Source organism: Burkholderia sp. R-40 (assembly GCF_049942845.1).
GTDB classification, from domain to species: Bacteria; Pseudomonadota; Gammaproteobacteria; order Burkholderiales; family Burkholderiaceae; genus Burkholderia; species Burkholderia ambifaria.
This window is the reverse complement of sequence record NZ_CP187967.1, coordinates 2,849,660-2,865,782: the sequence shown is the minus strand read 5'-3', so window position 1 is coordinate 2,865,782 and position 16,123 is coordinate 2,849,660. Positions and strand designations below refer to the sequence as shown.

15 protein-coding genes are annotated in these 16,123 nt (G+C 68.9%); 6 read left to right on the top strand and 9 right to left on the bottom strand.

The features are described 5' to 3' along the window. Positions 1-15 precede the first annotated feature (15 nt). The 3 genes from ACP26O_RS13275 to ACP26O_RS13265 all read left to right on the top strand — a co-directional run bounded on the left by ACP26O_RS13275 (position 16) and on the right by ACP26O_RS13265 (position 4,083). Positions 16-1,467, top strand: coding sequence for an aldehyde dehydrogenase (locus ACP26O_RS13275; protein WP_175665447.1), 1,452 nt, complete (start codon positions 16-18; stop codon positions 1,465-1,467). 13 nt (positions 1,468-1,480) lie between these two features. Next, entirely contained in the window at positions 1,481-2,425 is a 945-nt protein-coding gene (locus tag ACP26O_RS13270) for a ketopantoate reductase family protein (protein ID WP_175665448.1), read from the top strand. Positions 2,426-2,685: 260 nt separating this feature from the next. Continuing rightward, positions 2,686-4,083, top strand: coding sequence for an MFS transporter (locus ACP26O_RS13265; RefSeq protein ID WP_175665449.1), 1,398 nt, complete (start codon positions 2,686-2,688; stop codon positions 4,081-4,083). A gap of 21 nt (positions 4,084-4,104) precedes the next feature. On the opposite strand, the gene kynA is transcribed toward ACP26O_RS13265, so the two are convergent. The 3 genes from kynA to kynB form a co-directional block, all read right to left on the bottom strand. Next, a complete protein-coding gene (kynA, locus tag ACP26O_RS13260; protein WP_034177043.1) occupies positions 4,105-5,031 on the bottom strand; it encodes a tryptophan 2,3-dioxygenase in 927 nt (308 codons plus the stop codon). Between the two features lie 80 nt (positions 5,032-5,111). Next, on the bottom strand, positions 5,112-6,365 hold the full coding sequence (gene kynU, locus ACP26O_RS13255; RefSeq protein ID WP_425100791.1) for a kynureninase: 1,254 nt from the start codon (positions 6,363-6,365) through the stop codon (positions 5,112-5,114). A gap of 25 nt (positions 6,366-6,390) precedes the next feature. Further along, a complete protein-coding gene (gene kynB / locus ACP26O_RS13250; protein WP_175665450.1) occupies positions 6,391-7,032 on the bottom strand; it encodes an arylformamidase in 642 nt (213 codons plus the stop codon). A 130-nt stretch (positions 7,033-7,162) separates the two neighbouring features. On the opposite strand from kynB, the gene ACP26O_RS13245 reads away from it, so the two are divergent. Next, a complete protein-coding gene (locus ACP26O_RS13245; protein ID WP_006477992.1) occupies positions 7,163-7,663 on the top strand; it encodes an Lrp/AsnC family transcriptional regulator in 501 nt (166 codons plus the stop codon). Here the strand turns inward: ACP26O_RS13245 and ACP26O_RS13240 are convergent. The 3 genes from ACP26O_RS13240 to ACP26O_RS13230 form a co-directional block, all read right to left on the bottom strand. After that, entirely contained in the window at positions 7,650-8,159 is a 510-nt protein-coding gene (locus ACP26O_RS13240) for a flavin reductase family protein (protein ID WP_006761047.1), read from the bottom strand. The genes ACP26O_RS13245 and ACP26O_RS13240 overlap by 14 nt on opposite strands. 284 nt (positions 8,160-8,443) lie before the next feature. Next, on the bottom strand, positions 8,444-9,109 hold the full coding sequence (locus ACP26O_RS13235) for a hypothetical protein (RefSeq protein ID WP_175665451.1): 666 nt from the start codon (positions 9,107-9,109) through the stop codon (positions 8,444-8,446). Then, on the bottom strand, positions 9,106-10,512 hold the full coding sequence (locus tag ACP26O_RS13230; protein WP_175665452.1) for a selenium-binding family protein: 1,407 nt from the start codon (positions 10,510-10,512) through the stop codon (positions 9,106-9,108). Before ACP26O_RS13230 ends, ACP26O_RS13235 begins: the two co-directional genes overlap by 4 nt. Before the next feature lie 571 nt (positions 10,513-11,083). Here ACP26O_RS13230 and msrA point away from each other — a divergent pair. After that, positions 11,084-11,644, top strand: coding sequence for a peptide-methionine (S)-S-oxide reductase MsrA (gene msrA / locus ACP26O_RS13225; RefSeq protein ID WP_175660319.1), 561 nt, complete (start codon positions 11,084-11,086; stop codon positions 11,642-11,644). A 52-nt stretch (positions 11,645-11,696) separates the two neighbouring features. Here the strand turns inward: msrA and ACP26O_RS13220 are convergent, their stop codons facing one another. The 3 genes from ACP26O_RS13220 to pdxH form a co-directional block, all read right to left on the bottom strand. After that, positions 11,697-13,022, bottom strand: a complete 1,326-nt coding sequence (locus ACP26O_RS13220; protein WP_175665453.1) for a DUF72 domain-containing protein — start codon at positions 13,020-13,022, stop codon at positions 11,697-11,699. 23 nt (positions 13,023-13,045) lie between these two features. Further along, positions 13,046-14,266: an SAM-dependent methyltransferase gene (locus ACP26O_RS13215; RefSeq protein WP_011657762.1), complete on the bottom strand. Its 1,221-nt coding sequence runs from the start codon at positions 14,264-14,266 to the stop codon at positions 13,046-13,048. Between the two features lie 127 nt (positions 14,267-14,393). Next, on the bottom strand, positions 14,394-15,038 hold the full coding sequence (pdxH, locus tag ACP26O_RS13210; RefSeq protein WP_175665454.1) for a pyridoxamine 5'-phosphate oxidase: 645 nt from the start codon (positions 15,036-15,038) through the stop codon (positions 14,394-14,396). Positions 15,039-15,165: 127 nt separating this feature from the next. Between pdxH and tcdA the strand changes: the two genes are divergently transcribed. Continuing rightward, a complete protein-coding gene (gene tcdA, locus ACP26O_RS13205) occupies positions 15,166-16,023 on the top strand; it encodes a tRNA cyclic N6-threonylcarbamoyladenosine(37) synthase TcdA (protein ID WP_175660315.1) in 858 nt (285 codons plus the stop codon). Positions 16,024-16,123 lie beyond the last annotated feature (100 nt).

The window sequence follows — 16,123 nt, the reverse complement described above, 5'->3', positions numbered from 1 at the left end:
CGTTCCGGAGAATTCATGCAAACCGTATCGATGCTGATCGGCGGCCAACGCCGCCATTCGTCCAGCGGCGCGACCTTCGTGCGCCACAACCCGCTCGACGGCGAAGTCGCGTCGGCCGCGCCGGCGTGCACGGTCGACGATGCGCGCGCGGCGGCCGACGCGGCCGCGCGCGCGTTTCCCGAATGGGCGGCGCTCGGCCCCGGCGCGCGGCGTGCGCTGCTGCTGAAGGCGGCCGCCGCGCTCGAAGCGAAGCACGAGCAGTTCGTCGCCGCGATGGCGGCCGAAACCGGCGCGTCGGCGCTGTGGGCCGGCTTCAACGTGCAGCTTGCCGCGAGCGGGCTCGTCGAGGCCGCGTCGCTGACCACGCAGATCGGCGGCGAGCTGATCCCGTCCGACGTGCCCGGCTCGCTCGCGATGGGCGTGCGACAGCCGGCCGGCGTCGTGCTCGGCATCGCGCCGTGGAACGCGCCGGTGATCCTCGCGACGCGCGCGCTCGCGCTGCCGCTCGCGTGCGGCAACACGATCGTGCTCAAGGGCTCCGAATTGTGCCCCGTCACGCACGGGCTGGTGGTCGAGGCGCTGCAGGAGGCCGGGCTGCCGACGGGTGTCGTGAACTTCGTGACGAACGCGCCGGAGGACGCGGGCGCGGTGGTCGATGCACTGATCGCGCATCCGGCCGTGCGCCGCGTGAATTTCACCGGATCGACGCGCGTCGGGCGGATCATCGCCGAAGCGTGCGCGCGTCATCTGAAACCGTCGGTGCTCGAGCTCGGCGGCAAGGCGCCGTTCGTCGTGCTCGACGATGCGGATCTCGACGCGGCCGTCGCGGCGGCCGCGTTCGGCGCGTTCGCGAATTCCGGGCAGATCTGCATGTCGACCGAGCGGATCATCGTCGATGCATCGATCGCCGACGCGTTCGTCGCGAAGCTCGCCGCCCGGGCCGCGTCGCTGCCGCTCGGCGACCCGCGCCACGGGCCCGTCGTGCTCGGCTCGCTGATCGACATGAAGGCCGTCGAGCGCTGCAACACGCTGATCGACGATGCGCTCGCGCACGGCGCGACGCTGCTGTGCGGCGGCCAGTCCGACACCACGCTGTTCCCGGCGACGCTGCTCGATCGCGTGACGCCCGCGATGCGGATCTATGCGGAGGAGTCGTTCGGGCCGGTGAAGGGCATCGTGCGGGTCGACGGCGAGGCGGCCGCGATCGACTGCGCGAACGACAACGCGTTCGGGCTGTCATCGGCCGTGTTCAGCCGCGACGTCGCGCGCGCGATGCGCGTCGCGGCGCGCATCGAATCGGGCATTTGCCACGTGAACGGCCCGACCGTGCACGACGAGGCGCAGATGCCGTTCGGCGGCGTGAAGGACAGCGGCTTCGGGCATTTCGGCGGCAAGGCCGGCATCGCCGCGTTCACGGACCTGCGCTGGATCACCGTGCAGACCACGCCGCGCCACTATCCGTTCTGAGAGGCAACCGACTATGAGGATTGCGATTCTGGGTGCCGGCGCGATGGGTTCGCTGTTCGGCGCGCGGCTGGCCGAGCACGGCGAAGCCGTGACGCTGATCGACGTGAACGACGCGCATCTCGATGCGATCCGTCGCGACGGGTTGCGCATCGACGACGATCGCGGCGAACGCCGCATCCGCACGCTGCAGGCCGTGCGGCCGGAAGCCGCGAATGCGGCGGCAGGCGCCGCGCCCGATGCCCCGTTCGACTTGCTGATCGTGTTCACGAAATCGCTGCACACATGCGCGGCACTCGAAGGCGTGCGCGCATTGCTGACGCCGCGAACATCGGTGCTGACGCTGCAGAACGGTCTCGGCAACGTCGAGGCGCTGAACGCGTTCGTGCCGCTCGAGCGCATTCTGGTCGGCGTCACGACGTGGCCGGCCGACTTCGCGGGCGCCGGGCACGTGCGCTCGCACGGTGCCGGCACGATCCGCATGATGACGGCGGACGGCGCGCCGCGCCCGTTCGCGGCGGCCGTGGCCGACGCGCTGTCGCGCGCCGGGCTCGCGTGTTCGCTCGATGCGGACGTCTGGGCCGCGATCTGGGAGAAGGTCGCGTTCAATGCGGCGCTCAACACGCTGTGCGCGGCGACGGGCTGCACGGTCGACCAGCTCGGCCGCGATCCCGAAGGTCCGCGGCTCGCGCTCGCGATCGCGGCGGAGACGGCGGCCGTCGCGCGCGCGAAAGGCATCGCCGTGGACGGCGAGCGTATCGCGCGCAATGTCGAGCATGCGATTGGCGAGCATCGCGGCCATCGGCCGTCGATGCTGCAGGACGTGCTCGCGGGCCGCCGCACGGAGATCGGCGCGATCAACGGTCAGGTCGTCGCGGCCGCGCGCGAGACGGGCGTCGCGGTGCCGCACGTCGAGACGCTGCTCGCGCTGGTCCGGCTGATCGACGCGCAGCTCGACTGAGCATCGGGCCGGCGGCCGGCTGGCGCCGCACGACGATACGCGCGCGCCGCGTGACGCGATGCCCGCCGGATCGGCGCAGATTGAACAGGATGCCGGCGCCGATGCATCGACATCGACCGGCCGCGAAGCACGAGATCCGGGGCACGCGCAGCCGCGTCAGCCCGGGCAACAGGAGACGCCATGAAACGCATCGAATACCGTTGTCTTGCCACGCGCCGTTCGCGCACCTTGCCGCCGATGCGCGGCAGCCGGGAGGTCGCATGAGCACGCACGACGGAGTGCAGCCGCCGGCCGTCGACATCGGCGCGACCCTCGACGACGGGCCGTTCACGACGATGCAGCGTTGCGTGGTGCTGCTCGCCGCGCTCGCGATCGTGCTCGACGGCTTCGACGGCCAGTTGATCGGCTTCGCGATTCCGGTGCTGATCCGCGAATGGGGGATCACGCGCGGCGCATTCGCGCCGGCGGTGGCCGCCGGGCTGATCGGCATGGGTATCGGCAGCGCATGCGCGGGGATCGTCGCGGATCGTTTCGGCCGCCGCCAGGCCGTGATCGGCAGCGTGTTCCTGTTCGGCGTCGCGACCTGCGCGATCGGCTTCGCGCCGGATGTCGCGACGATCGCGCTGCTGCGCTTCTGCGCGGGGCTCGGGATCGGCGGCGCGCTGCCGACCGCCACGACGATGACGGCCGAATACACGCCCGCGCGGCGCCGCACGATGATGGTGACGGCGACGATCGTTTGCGTGCCGCTCGGCGGCATGCTGGCCGGACTGTTCGCGCACGAGGTGCTGCCGCGCTATGGCTGGCGCGGGCTGTTCTTCGCCGGCGGCGCGCTGCCGCTCGTGCTCGGTTTCGTGCTGCTGCGCGCACTGCCCGAATCGCCGCGCTATCTGGCGCGCCGCCCGGCGCGCTGGCCGGAACTCGGCGCGCTGCTCGCGCGCATGCAGCGGCCGGTCGCGCCGGGCACCGTGTTCACCGATCTGCGCGACGCACGCGCACCCGGCGCGCGCGGCGGGTTCGGCGCATTGTTCGCCGGCCATCAGGCGCGCGACACGATCGCGCTGTGGTGCGCATTCTTCATGTGCCTGCTCGCCGTGTATGCAGCATTCAGCTGGCTGCCGACGATGCTGGCCGCGAGCGGGCTGAGCGTGTCGGTCGCGGGCTCGGGATTGACCGCGTACAACCTCGGCGGCGTGATCGGCGCGCTGCTGTGCGCATGGGCGATCACGCATGCCGGTTCGCGCTGGCCGCTCGCGCTGTGCAGCATCGGCGGCGTGGCGAGCGCGATCTGGCTGATGGGTATCGATGCGGGACGCCACACGGGCTGGCTGATCGTCGGGCTCGGCCTGCACGGTTTGTTCGTCAACGCGGTGCAGTCGACGATGTATGCGCTGTGCGCGTACATCTATCCGACGGCGGTACGTGCGACCGGCACCGCGAGCGCGCTCGCATTCGGCCGGCTCGGCGCGATCCTCAGCGCGTTCGCGGGCGCGATCGTGATCACCGCGGGCGGCGCGACGGCGTACCTGACGATGCTGGCCGTCGCGATGGGCGTGGTGTGCGTCGCACTGCTCGCGATGCGGCGTCACATTCCGCGGTTCGCGCGCGAACGGGCGTTGCCGCGCGACGGGGAGGAGCTGGCCCGCACGTCGTCGTGACGCGCGGGCGCATGCGGTGCGTTACAGCGTGGTGCGCACGTGCCAGAGCTCGGGGAACAGCACGACGTCGAGCATTTTGCGCAGATACGGCGCGCCGCTCGTGCCGCCGGTGCCCTGCTTGAAGCCGATGATGCGCTCGACGGTCGTCACGTGACGGAAGCGCCACTGGCGGAACGCATCCTCGAGATCGACGAGTTCCTCGGCCATCTCGTACAGCTCCCAGTGCTGCTGCGGGTGACGGTAGACCTCGAGCCACGCGGCCTCGACCGTTTCGTCGTGACGCATCGGCTGCGTCCAGTCGCGCTCGAGCCGCTCGGGCGCGATCGGGAAACCGCGCCGCGCGAGCAGGCGCACGACCTCGTCGTAGAACGACGGCGCCTCGAGCGTCGCGCGCACCTGCTCGAGGATGTCGGGCCGGTGCGCATGCGGCTGCAGCATCTGCACGTTCTTGTTGCCGAGCAGGAATTCGAGCTGCCGGTACTGGTACGACTGGAAGCCCGACGACTGGCCGAGATACGGCCGCATCGCCGAATACTCGGACGGCGTCATCGTCGACAGCACGTTCCACGCCTGCACGAGCTGCTCGAGGATCCGCGACACGCGTGCGAGCATCTTGAATGCGGGCGGCAGCGCGTCGCCACGCACTGCGTCGAGCGCGCCGCGCAGCTCGAACAGCGCGAGCTTCATCCACAGCTCGCTCGTCTGATGCTGGATGATGAACAGCATCTCGTTGTGATCGGGCGACAGCGGATGCTGCGCGTCGAGGATCGAATTCAGCGACAGATAGTCGCCGTAGCTCATCGACTTCGAGAAATCGAGCTGCGCGTCGTGCCAGCCGGCTTCGCCTGCCGCGTCGCCCGGCACGTGCGGCGCTTCATGAGCGGGTTGGGCCGCGCGTGCGCCCGAGAACGGGCAGCCCGCCGGCGCATTGTCGCCGGGTGGCTGCATATGACCAGAATTCACGACTCTCTCCAGATTTGAATGACGGGGGGCGCGGCGCGCGGCCTGCGCGCGCCGGTCGACGCCGATCAGGTCACCGCGCCGCGCTCGGCGAACTCGGGTGCCTTCCACGCATCGGTGGCCAGGATGTCGCGCAGCGTCTCGACGGCATCCCACACGTCGGCGAAGCGCGTATAGAGCGGCGTGAAGCCGAAGCGCAGCACGTACGGCTCGCGGTAGTCGCCGATCACGCCGCGCGCGATCAGCGCCTGCATCACCTCGTAGCCGTGCGGATGCTCGAAGCTCGCCTGCGAGCCGCGCTGGTGATGCGCGCGCGGCGTGACGAGTTTCAGCGACAGGCCCGCGCAGCGTGCTTCGACGAGTGCGATGAACGCATCGGTGAGCGCGAGCGACTTGCGGCGGATCGCGTGCATGTCGGTCTGCAGGAACACGTCGAGCCCGCATTCGACCATCGACATCGACACGATCGGCTGCGTGCCGCACAGGAAGCGCGCGATGCCCGGATCGGGCGCGAAGCCCGGCTGCATCGCGAACGGTGCGCGGTGGCCCCACCAGCCCGACAGCGGCTGCGAGAAATGCGCGTGATGGCGCTGCGGCACCCACACGAACGCCGGCGAACCGGGGCCGCCGTTCAGGTACTTGTACGTGCAACCGACCGCGCCGTCCGCATGCGCGCCGTTCAGGTCGACCGGCACCGCGCCGGCCGAGTGCGCGAGATCCCACAGCATCAGCGCGCCCGCGTCGTGCACGAGCTGCGTGACGGCCGGCATGTCGTGCATGTAGCCGGTGCGGTAGTTCACGTGCGTGATCATCGCGACGGCCGTGTCCGCGCCGAGCGCGTCGGGCAGGTCGGCCGGATCGTCGATCAGGCGCAGCTCGTAGCCGCCGCCGAGCTGCTCGATCAGCCCTTGCGCGATGTACAGGTCGGTCGGGAAGTTCGAGCGCTCCGACACGATCACGCGGCGCTCCGGCGCGCGCGCGGCCTGGTGACGCAGCATCGCCGACAGCAGCTTGAACAGGTTGATCGAGATGGTGTCGGTCACGACGGTCTCGCCCGGTGCGCCGCCGATCAGCGTCGCGAGCTTGTCGCCGAGGCGGCGCGGCAGCGCGAACCAGCCGGCGGTGTTCCAGCTGCGGATCAGGCCTTCGCCCCATTCGGCGCCGATCACCTGTTGCGCGCGGGCGGCCGACGCGCGCGGCTGTGCGCCGAGCGAGTTGCCGTCGAGATAGATCACGCCGTCGGGCAGCGCGAACTGGTCGCGCAGCGCGGCGAGCGGGTCGTCGCGGTCGAGGGCGAGCGCGTCTTCACGGGTCTTGATCATGATGTCGGGTCAGTGGGTCGGGTAATCAGGAGGAGTGGCCGGGCAGCGCGCGCAGCACCGCACGCACGGGGCTTGCGTCGAGCGTCGCGAACTTCAGCGGCAGCGCGATCAGCTCGTAGTCGCCGGGCGGCACGTCGTCGAGCACGATCCCTTCCAGGATCGCCATCCGGTGTGCGCGCACGCGATGATGCGCATCCATGGTCTTGGATTCCTGCGGGTCGAGCGACGGCGTGTCGATGCCGATCAGCTTCACGCCGCGCGCGGCGAGCAGGTCGACGGTCTCGGGCGCGACCGCGCAGAAGCCGCTGTCCCATTGCTCGACGCTGGCGCGCGCATAGGTGCGCAGCAGCACGCGCGGCGGCACGCCGTCGAGCGCGGCCTCGATGTCGGCCGGGCGCACGACCGGCGCTGCGCCGATGCAGTGGATGACGCGGCACGGGCCGAGATAGGTATCGAGCGGCACCGCGCCGATCGGCGCGCCGTCGGCGTCATAGTGGAGCGGCGCGTCGCAGTGCGCGCCCGTATGCGGCGACAGCGTCAGGCGCGCGACGTTGACCGGCGAGCCGGCCTCCATCCGCCACACGCGTTCGACGGAAACGGGCGTATCGCCCGGCCACACGGGGGTGGCGGGGCTGACGGGCGGCGAGATGTCCCAGAGTGTGTCCATGGCATGACGAATCGGTGAATCGATCCTTCGAATGATAGGTGGACGCTCGCAGAAAGTGCTTGCGAAATAAACATGGACAATCCGCCGAATTGGCAGATAATTCGAATGAGAGGGAAAAGGGGGACCAAAAATGCATGCGATCACGCTCGACGCCACCGACTGCAGGATTCTCGCGGTACTGCAGGAGGAGGGCAGAATCAGCAATCTCGACCTGGCCGAACGCATCTCGCTTTCGCCGTCGGCTTGCTTACGCCGGATGCGCCTGCTCGAGGAGCAGGGCGTCATCGAACACTATCGCGCGTGCCTGAGCCGCGAGAAGCTCGGCTTCGAGCTCGAGGCGTTCGTGCAGGTGTCGATGCGCAACGAAGAGAATCAATGGCACGAGCGCTTCGCGGAAGCGCTGCGCGAATGGCCGGAGGTGGTCGGCGCGTTCGTCGTGACGGGCGAGAGCCACTATCTGCTGCGCGTGCTCGCGCACAACCTCAAGCACTATTCGGATTTCGTGCTGAACCGGCTCTACAAGGCGCCGGGCGTGATGGACATCCGTTCGAACATCGTGCTGCAGACGCTGAAGGACGAAGCGGGCGCGCCGGTCGGATTGGCGCGCACCGGGGCGATCAAAGCGGTGTGAGGCCGTGGAAACCGCCGCCGTGGAACACGAGCGGCGGCGTGGTATCCGACACCGCGCGCACGCCGCAGCGTTCCACTTCGCCGACGAAGATCACGTGATCGCCTTCGTCGTAGCGGCTGCGGTTGTGGCATTCGAACCACGCGAGCGCACCGTCGAGCACCGGCATGCCCGAGTTGCCGGCCACGTGCGCGATGCCTTCGAAGCGGTCGCCCTTGTAGGTCGAGAAGCGCTTGCACAGGTCGATCTGCGAGGCTGCGAGCACGTTCACCACGTAATGGCTGTTGCTGCGGAACACCGGCGTCGACGCCGATTTGTGCGCGAGGCTCCACAGCACGAGCGGCGGATCGAGCGACACCGAGTTGAACGAGCTTGCGGTGATGCCGATCAATTGCCCGGACGGCGCCTGCGTCGTGATGACGGTGACGCCCGTCGCGAACTGGCCGAGCGCCTGGCGGAATGCGGCCGAATCGAAGTCCGGCGGGTTGGCATGGTTCATCGGGCGGCCATCCGGAACGAAACGGACGGGCGCGGCGCGCGGCGGATGCAACGGGCGCGGCGGACGAAAGGCGACAAGGCCGGGGTGATCGGTTGGGAAGGGGTGCGCATGGTCGGATTTTAGCGGAATCGCGACCGCCGGGCCCGTGCGCACGGCGCATTGCGGCGTGAGCGTGAGGTGAACGTGAGGTAGCGAACACTGTCGCACGGTGCCGCGATCGACAGGGAACGGCCGTTCTGTCGCGTTTTACTGCGCGTGATCTGCGGCCGCGCCGTGCGGCGGTGCTAGCGCGCCGCCGCCAGCCCGAGCGACAGCGCGCCCGTCAGGATCAGGCTCGACGCCCACACCGCGTCGAGGTTGAACCAGCTCCGCGCGACGAACTTCAGCCCGAGATAGCGGTACACGAGCCACGCGAGCACGCCGCCCGCGCCGATCATCGCGGCTGCGTGCACGGCCGCGACCACGAGGGCCATCCCGAGATGCGCATCGATGAGCGTGGCCGCCGCGCGATGGCCGGCATCCCGGTCGAGCCCGCAGAGCCCGAGATAGATCGGCACCAGCATCAGTCCCGCGCCGTGCGCGAGCGCGATCGCGAACGACCATAGCCCGAGCCGCGCGGGCGCGATCCGCGCAAGCGCGCGCGGATGGCGCCGCCGGATCAGCAGCACCGCGCCGAAGCCGATCACGAGCGCGCTCGCGCCGATCCGGATCACCGACTGCCACGCGAGCAACGCGGCGAGCAGCCCGAACGGCAGCATCACCATGAAGACAGCGAGCGCATGGCCGAGCGCGAGATAGCCGAGCGCCGCGACCAGCGCGCCGCCGCGGCGCGTCATCAGCGCGTTCGACACCGCGAGCGGCCAGCCCATCGCCGGGTTGAGTCCGTGATAGACGCCGCTCGCGAGCACGGCCGCCCACAGCGCGAGCGGTGCGGAGAGGCCGGTGCTCAACGCTTGACCGACGGATAGCAGAACGAGTCCGTCGAGCAGTCGCCGCCCTCGAGCCGGATCTGGTGCGCGCGATAGCCGTCGGGGAACTCGACCCAGTAGTCGTCGGCGAGCGTCAGTCCGCCCTGCGGCCCCACATGCGCGAGCACCTGCGCGGCCGGCACGCCGTCCGGATAGAACTGGTCGTCCCACGTCGAGTAGAGCGAGTTGGTCCAGTACACGCGCCGGCCGTCACGGCTGATCTCGACCATCTGCGGGCCGCCCGCGAACGCGCGGCCGTTCGTATGCGGCGCGCGGCGCACGATGCCGCCGATGCGCACCGACCCCGCGAGCACCGGGTGATGCGGATCCGACACGTCGTACTGGCGCATTTCGCCCGTGCCCCAGCACGACACGTACAGGAAGCGGTCGTCGAGCGACAGGTCGATGTCGGTCACGAGCGGCGGCACCGCGCCGAACCCCTGCAGCAGCGGCGGCAGCTCGTCGGCCGCGGCCGGCTCGGGCGGGATCGTCGCGGTCTTCTTCACATGGAACTGGCCGTCCTCGCGCCACCAGGTCCAGATCGACCCTTCCAGGTTGGTCGTATCGACCACGACGCCGACGAACCCGTATTCGCGCACCGGATCGTGCGCGGGCCGCACCTCCAGCGCCATCTGGTGCTGCGCACCGAGATCGATCGTCTGCACGTTGCGCCGCGCGCGCAGGTCCCAGAAATGCAGGCGGTGGCCGTAGCGGTTCGCGAGCAGGTCTTCCGGCACGATGCCGTTCTCGAACTGCGGCGGCAGCGCCCATTCGCTCGACACCATGTAGTCGCGCGGCAGGTTCCACCAGAAGTCGTAATGCTTGTCCTGCGGGCCGCGGTCGATTTCCCAGCGGCCGAGCACGTCGAAGGTCTCGCAGTCCATGATGAAGATGCCGGGCGCGCCGTCGGTGCCGTCCTTGCCCGCGCCGCCGAGCGTGCTCACGTAGATGCCCTCGGGGCCGCAGTGGACCGTATGCGGCCGCGAATAGCCGGTCTTCGCGAAGATCTCGTCGGGTTCGATGATCTTGTGGATGCGCGCCTGCGTCGGGTGCGGCTTCGTGTCGATCACGTAGATCCGCGACGAGCGCAGACCGGGGATGATCAGGAAGCGGCGCTCGAGAAACGCGTGGCCGGTCAGCGGCGACAGCGACGACGAACACGCATTCCAGCCGAAGTGGTGAAACTCGTCGCCGGTGTTCGGCATCGTCACCGTGTGCACGATCTTGCCGTAGGTCGAGGAACCGGGCCTCACGTCGATCACGGCGAGCGCGTCGGGTCTGGAAAAATCGGGGCTCAGCAACAATGTATAGGCGAACTCTTCCGCCGGCGCCTGCATCGCGAGTTCCGGCGAAGCGTGAAATGTCGGGTCAGGCCGCATGCTCATCGTAATGCCTCTCTCGGTTGTATCGGATCACGGGCGCACGGCCGTTCGTTGCGGACGTGCGGGTCGAACAGTTGCGTAATGCGCATGCACCGGCGGCCGAACGCGTGGCAGGACGCGCGGTGCGGTGCATCAGATCGGGACAGCGGGGAAACGCGGTGCACCGGCTCGCCGCGCGTGCGGCGCAACGGGCGCGATAGACGCATGGCGGCGCAATGGTGCGATGGAAGTGCCGGCGCGCGGGGCACCGGTGGTCGGAGCTGCAATCCGGACGACTTCTGTCGGGGCGTGCATATCGATGTTCCGGCGGATGATGTTGGCATCGGGACGGGCATGCATCGGGCACTGCGTGCAGCCGGGACGGTGTGCCGTCGCGGGCAAGCGTGCCTAAGTGTAGTCGAGAAACGCACCGCGGGTGGTGCGTGGCACGCGCGCGTTTCTGCCTGATTCGCGCGCGAGTGAGATACTTGAACGCGTGCCGCTTCGCGCCGGGCAACCGGGCAGCGGCGATACGGACCGGCGGCGCCGGCGCGCGCATGCGTGCGGTCGCCGCTATCAACGAGGTGATGATTTCATGGTGAACGAGATGCTTGAAACCGCGACCGTGGGTGGTGGGTGCTTCTGGTGCACGGAGGCCGTGTTTCTCGATGTCGACGGTGTGACGGCCGTCCAGTCGGGCTATGCGGGCGGCCACATGCGCAATCCCGGCTATCGCGACGTGTGCGAAGGCGACACCGGTCACGCGGAGGTCGTGAACGTGACGTTCGATCCGGCGCGCATCGGTTATCGCGAGATCCTCGAGATCTTCTTCGCGACGCACGATCCGACCCAGCTGAACCGGCAGGGCAACGACGTCGGCACGCAGTACCGTTCGGTCGTGTTCACGCATTCGGACGAGCAGCGCGACATCGCGCTGGACGTGATCCGCGAACTGGAGCGCGAGCAGGTGTTCGGGCAGCCGATCGTCACGCAGGTCGTGCCGCTCAACGACAACTACTGGCCGGCCGAGGACTATCACCAGAACTATTACGCGCGCAATCCGGGGCAGGGCTACTGCTCGGTCGTGATCGGGCCGAAGCTCGCGAAATTCCGTCAGAAGTTCTCGCACCGGCTGAAGTCGCTGCGCGGCGCGTAATCGGCCGGCAAGCCAGCAGGCGGCGCTCCTACTGCGGGGCCGCCGCCGAACCCTACGCCGCCTCGCTGCGCCACTGCGCGCACGCGGCGGCGATCTCGCGCGCGAGCGCGACGCACGACAGCGGCGCGGAACCTTCCGCCTTGTTATTGATCGTGATGATCACCGGCTGTCCGGCCAGCGCGTAGCGCGCGGCCAGCTCGGCCAGCGCCGAGCGCGTGGCCGGATCCTCGTCGACGAGCTTGTCGAACGGCTCGTACTTCGCCTTCGCCTGTTCGTACTTGAATCCGCCATGCAGGCTCCAGCGCACGATCAGCGGGCCCGGCGCGTTGCCGTCGAGCAGCGCGAGCGCGGCCGCCTGGCGCAGCGGGTCGGGCATCCGCGCATGCAGGCCGACGCAGTAGCGCACGCCGAGCGCCGCGAGCGCGCGGATGAAGCGCGGCGTGAGCAGGCACGCGTCGCGGATCTCGATCGCGTAGCGCGTGCCGTCGGCATCTGGCGGCAGCGGCGGCAGCGCCGCGAAGAACGCCGACAGCCGGTCGATCAGCGCGGCCGGTTCGACGAGCAGCTGATCGGGCATCGGCGAAAACTGGAACACCAGCACGCCGGCTTTCTTGCCAAGCCCTTCGATGCACGGCTGCACGAATTCGCGGGTGGCCAGCTGCGCGTCGAGAAAGGTCGGGTTCGGGCCCGACGGTTCGCCGCGCCGGCCGCGCACGACCGCATCGGTGACGGACGCCGGCGCCTTCACGACGAAGCGGAAGTCGTCCGGCACCTGCTGCGCGTAGCGCAGGTAGTCGGCCACCGACAGCGGGCCGTAGAACGAGCGGTCGAGGCTCACGCTCTTCAGCAGCGGATGCGCGCCGTACGCTTCGAGCCCCTCGCGCGACAGCTTCGTCTGCGCGAAATCGCCGTCGTAGACGATGCCGTCCCAGCCGGGGAAATACCATGACGACGTGCCGAGCCGCACATTCGGCGGCAGGGCGGCCGCCACGTCGGCGACTTCCGCGGAAACCGGTGCGGGCGGCACGCCGCGCTGGCGCCGGCCCTTCTTCGGCGGCGTGGCAGGCGGCAACGGTTCGTCCCACAGCAGGCCTGAGGCGGGGGACGGTTCCGGTTCCTGATCGGAGGAAGGGCGGCGGGGCGACGCACGGCCCGCGCGCGCAGGCGACTTTGCCGGTTGCGCGGCATCGTGCTCGCCAGGCGTCACGCGTTCGCCGGCACCGGCTGGGTGGTCATCGTCGAAGGGCGCAGCCGCTGCGCGTGCGTCGTCGGGCGGCGCGCCGAACAGGTCGAACTGCCCGTCGGCGTGCGACCCGTCCGCTTCGTCGCGCTGCTGTCGTTGCGGCGGCGTGGTGCGCCGCGTCCTGCCGTCACCCATGCGTGCCCAGCGTGAAGTGCCGCCTAGCGCGGCAGCGTGTGTTCGTACATATAGCGCCGCGACCACGGCAGCGTTTTCGCGCTGCGTCCGGCCTTGCGGCACACGATCTGGAAGATCGACACGTCGTCGTGCTCGAATGCATACGCGCAACCGGCGAGGTACACGCGCCAGATGCGGAATTTTTCGTCGTCGACGAGCGCGCGCGCTTGTTCCGCCTTCGTCTCGAAATTCTCGGTCCAGATCTCGAGCGTGCGCGCATAGTGCCGCCGCAGGCTTTCGACGTCAACGGCCTCGAGCCCGCCGCGCTGCGCCGCTTCGAGCGCGAGGCTGATGTGCGGCAGCTCGCCGTCCGGGAATACGTAGCGGTCGATGAATTCGCCGCCGCCGAGCGCGGTCTCGCCGCTTTCGGCGTCGGTCGACGTGATCCCGTGGTTCATCGCGATGCCGTCATCGGTCAGCAGGTCATGCACGCGCGAGAAATAGAGCGGTAGATTCTTGCGGCCGACGTGCTCGAACATCCCGACGCTCGTGATGCGGTCGAACTGCCCGTCGATCTCGCGGTAGTCCTGCAGGCGGATCTCGATCTTGTCCTCGAGCCCGGCGGCCTTCACGCGTGCGGTCGCCAGATCGAACTGGTTCTGCGACAACGTCACGCCCAGACAGGTCGCGCCGAATTTCTGCGCGGCGCGCAGCACGAGCGCGCCCCAGCCGCAGCCGATGTCGAGCAGCCGCTGGCCGGGCTCGAGCTGGATCTTGGTCAGGATATGGTCGATCTTCTTGATCTGCGCGGTGGCGAGATCCTCGTCGCCGTTCTCGAAGTACGCGCACGAGTACACCATGTTCTCGTCGAGCCACAGCTGGTAGAACTCGTTCGAGACGTCGTAGTGATACTGGATCGCCTTCCTGTCGCTGTTCTTCGTATGATTGAAGTAGCGCTTCACGCGCGCGAGCTTGCTCGCGCTGGTGACCGTGCTGCGCGCGAGCGAGTAGCTGATGTTGATGATGTCCGACAGCCTGCCCTCGATGTCGATCTTGCCCTTCACGTACGCCTCGCCGAGATTGTCGAGGCTCGGTTCGAGCAGCAGCGGCAACGCGGACGCGCTGTTGACCTTCAGCGTGACCTGCGGCGCGCTGAAGGTGCCGAAATCGAGTTGATCGCCGTTCCACAGCACGAGGCGCGCCGGTATGTTCGCCTTCGCCCGTACTTCGTCCGCCCACTGTGCCAGCTTCTTTTCCCAGAACATTTGGATTCTCCGTTTGTTCGTTGAATCGAATACAGCCAAGTATCTTGACCGGCGCCCGCTCCCCGCGAGGCGGGCGCCCTCATGCAACACGAGATACGGCCGGCAGGCACCGGCGCCGCTGCCTTGCTTACGGCGACAGGCGCGAGATGGTCCAGCCCGGCGCCGCCGCGGCGTCGCGCGTGTAGAGCAGGCGATCGTGCAGCCGCGACGGGCGGCCCTGCCAGAATTCGATCGCGTCGGGCACGACGCGATAGCCGCCCCACTGCGGCGGGCGCGGCGGATTCTCGCCGTAGCGTTCGGCCACGGCCTTCTCGCGCGCTTCGAGCGTCGCACGGCTGTCGATCACGGCGCTCTGCTCGGACGCCCACGCACCGATGCGCGAGCCGAGCGGGCGCGATGCGAAATAGCGGTCGCTTTCGTCGCTGCTGGTTTTCTCGATCCGGCCTTCGATGCGCACCTGGCGCTCGAGCTCGATCCAGTAGAACAGCAGCGCCGCGTACGGATGGGCGGCGAGATCGCGGCCCTTGCGGCTTTCGTAATTGGTAAAGAAGACAAACCCGCGTTCGTCGACACCCTTGATGAGCACGATTCGGGCCGACGGCCGGCCGTTCTCGCCGACGGTGGCGAGCGTCATCGTGTTCGGCTCGGGAAGCTTGGCGGCGAGCGCCTCCTTGAACCAGCGATCGAACTGGGCGAAAGGGTCGGGGGCGACGTCGGCTTCATCGAGCGAAGCACGCGAATAGTTGATGCGAAGATCGGCGAGAGTTGTCATGTTATGCAAACGCTTCAATCCGGGGCCAGTATAGCGAACGCGCGAGAATCGTGCGTGCACAGTGGCGCGTGTAGGCGGTGAGTTCAGGCAAAATAGAGGGCTGTACGCTTACGTTTTCCTTGCTGCCATGTCCGCCCCCGACGCTGCCCCGCCTAGTTCTTCTGATCTTACCCCGAGCCCGACAATCCAGCTTGACGTGGATCGCGAACGCCGTTTCGGCGGCGTCGCGCGATTGTACGGCGCCCCCGCGCTCGCCGCGTTCGAGCGCGCGCACGTCGCCGTGATCGGCATCGGCGGCGTCGGTTCGTGGACGGCCGAGGCGCTCGCGCGCAGCGCGATCGGCACGCTGACGCTGATCGATCTCGACAACGTTGCGGAAAGCAACACGAACCGGCAGATTCACGCGCTCGACGGCAATTACGGCAAGCCGAAGGTCGATGCGATGGCCGAGCGGATCGCGCTGATCGATCCCGCGTGCCGCGTGAACCGGATCGAGGATTTCGTGGAACCCGACAACTTCGACGCGCTGCTCGGCGGCGGCTTCGACTACGTGATCGATGCGATCGACAGCGTGCGGACGAAGGTCGCGCTGATCGCGTGGTGCGTCGCGAAAGGGCAGCCGCTCGTCACGGTCGGCGGCGCGGGCGGGCAGCTCGACCCGACGCGCATCCGGATCGACGATCTCGCGCTGACGATCCAGGATCCGCTGCTGTCGAAGGTGCGCGCGCAGTTGCGCAAGCAGCACGGCTTCCCGCGCGGGCCGAAGGCGCGCTTCAAGGTCAGCGCCGTGTATTCGGACGAGCCGCTGATTTATCCGGAAGCGGCCGCTTGCGACATCGAGGATGGCGCGGAGCCGTCCGCGGCCGCGCATGTCGCGGGGCTCAACTGTGCGGGATTCGGTTCCAGCGTGTGCGTGACCGCGAGCTTCGGTTTCGCGGCCGCCGCGCATGCGCTGCGCGCGCTCGCGGCGCGGGCCGCGGGCTGATCCGGAAAGCGATCGACGCGCAGCAGCATGCTGCGATGCCGCGGCGCGGCAGATCCGCCGCGCGCGATGGCGCGGCAGCCGGGCCATTGCAGCCCGGCCG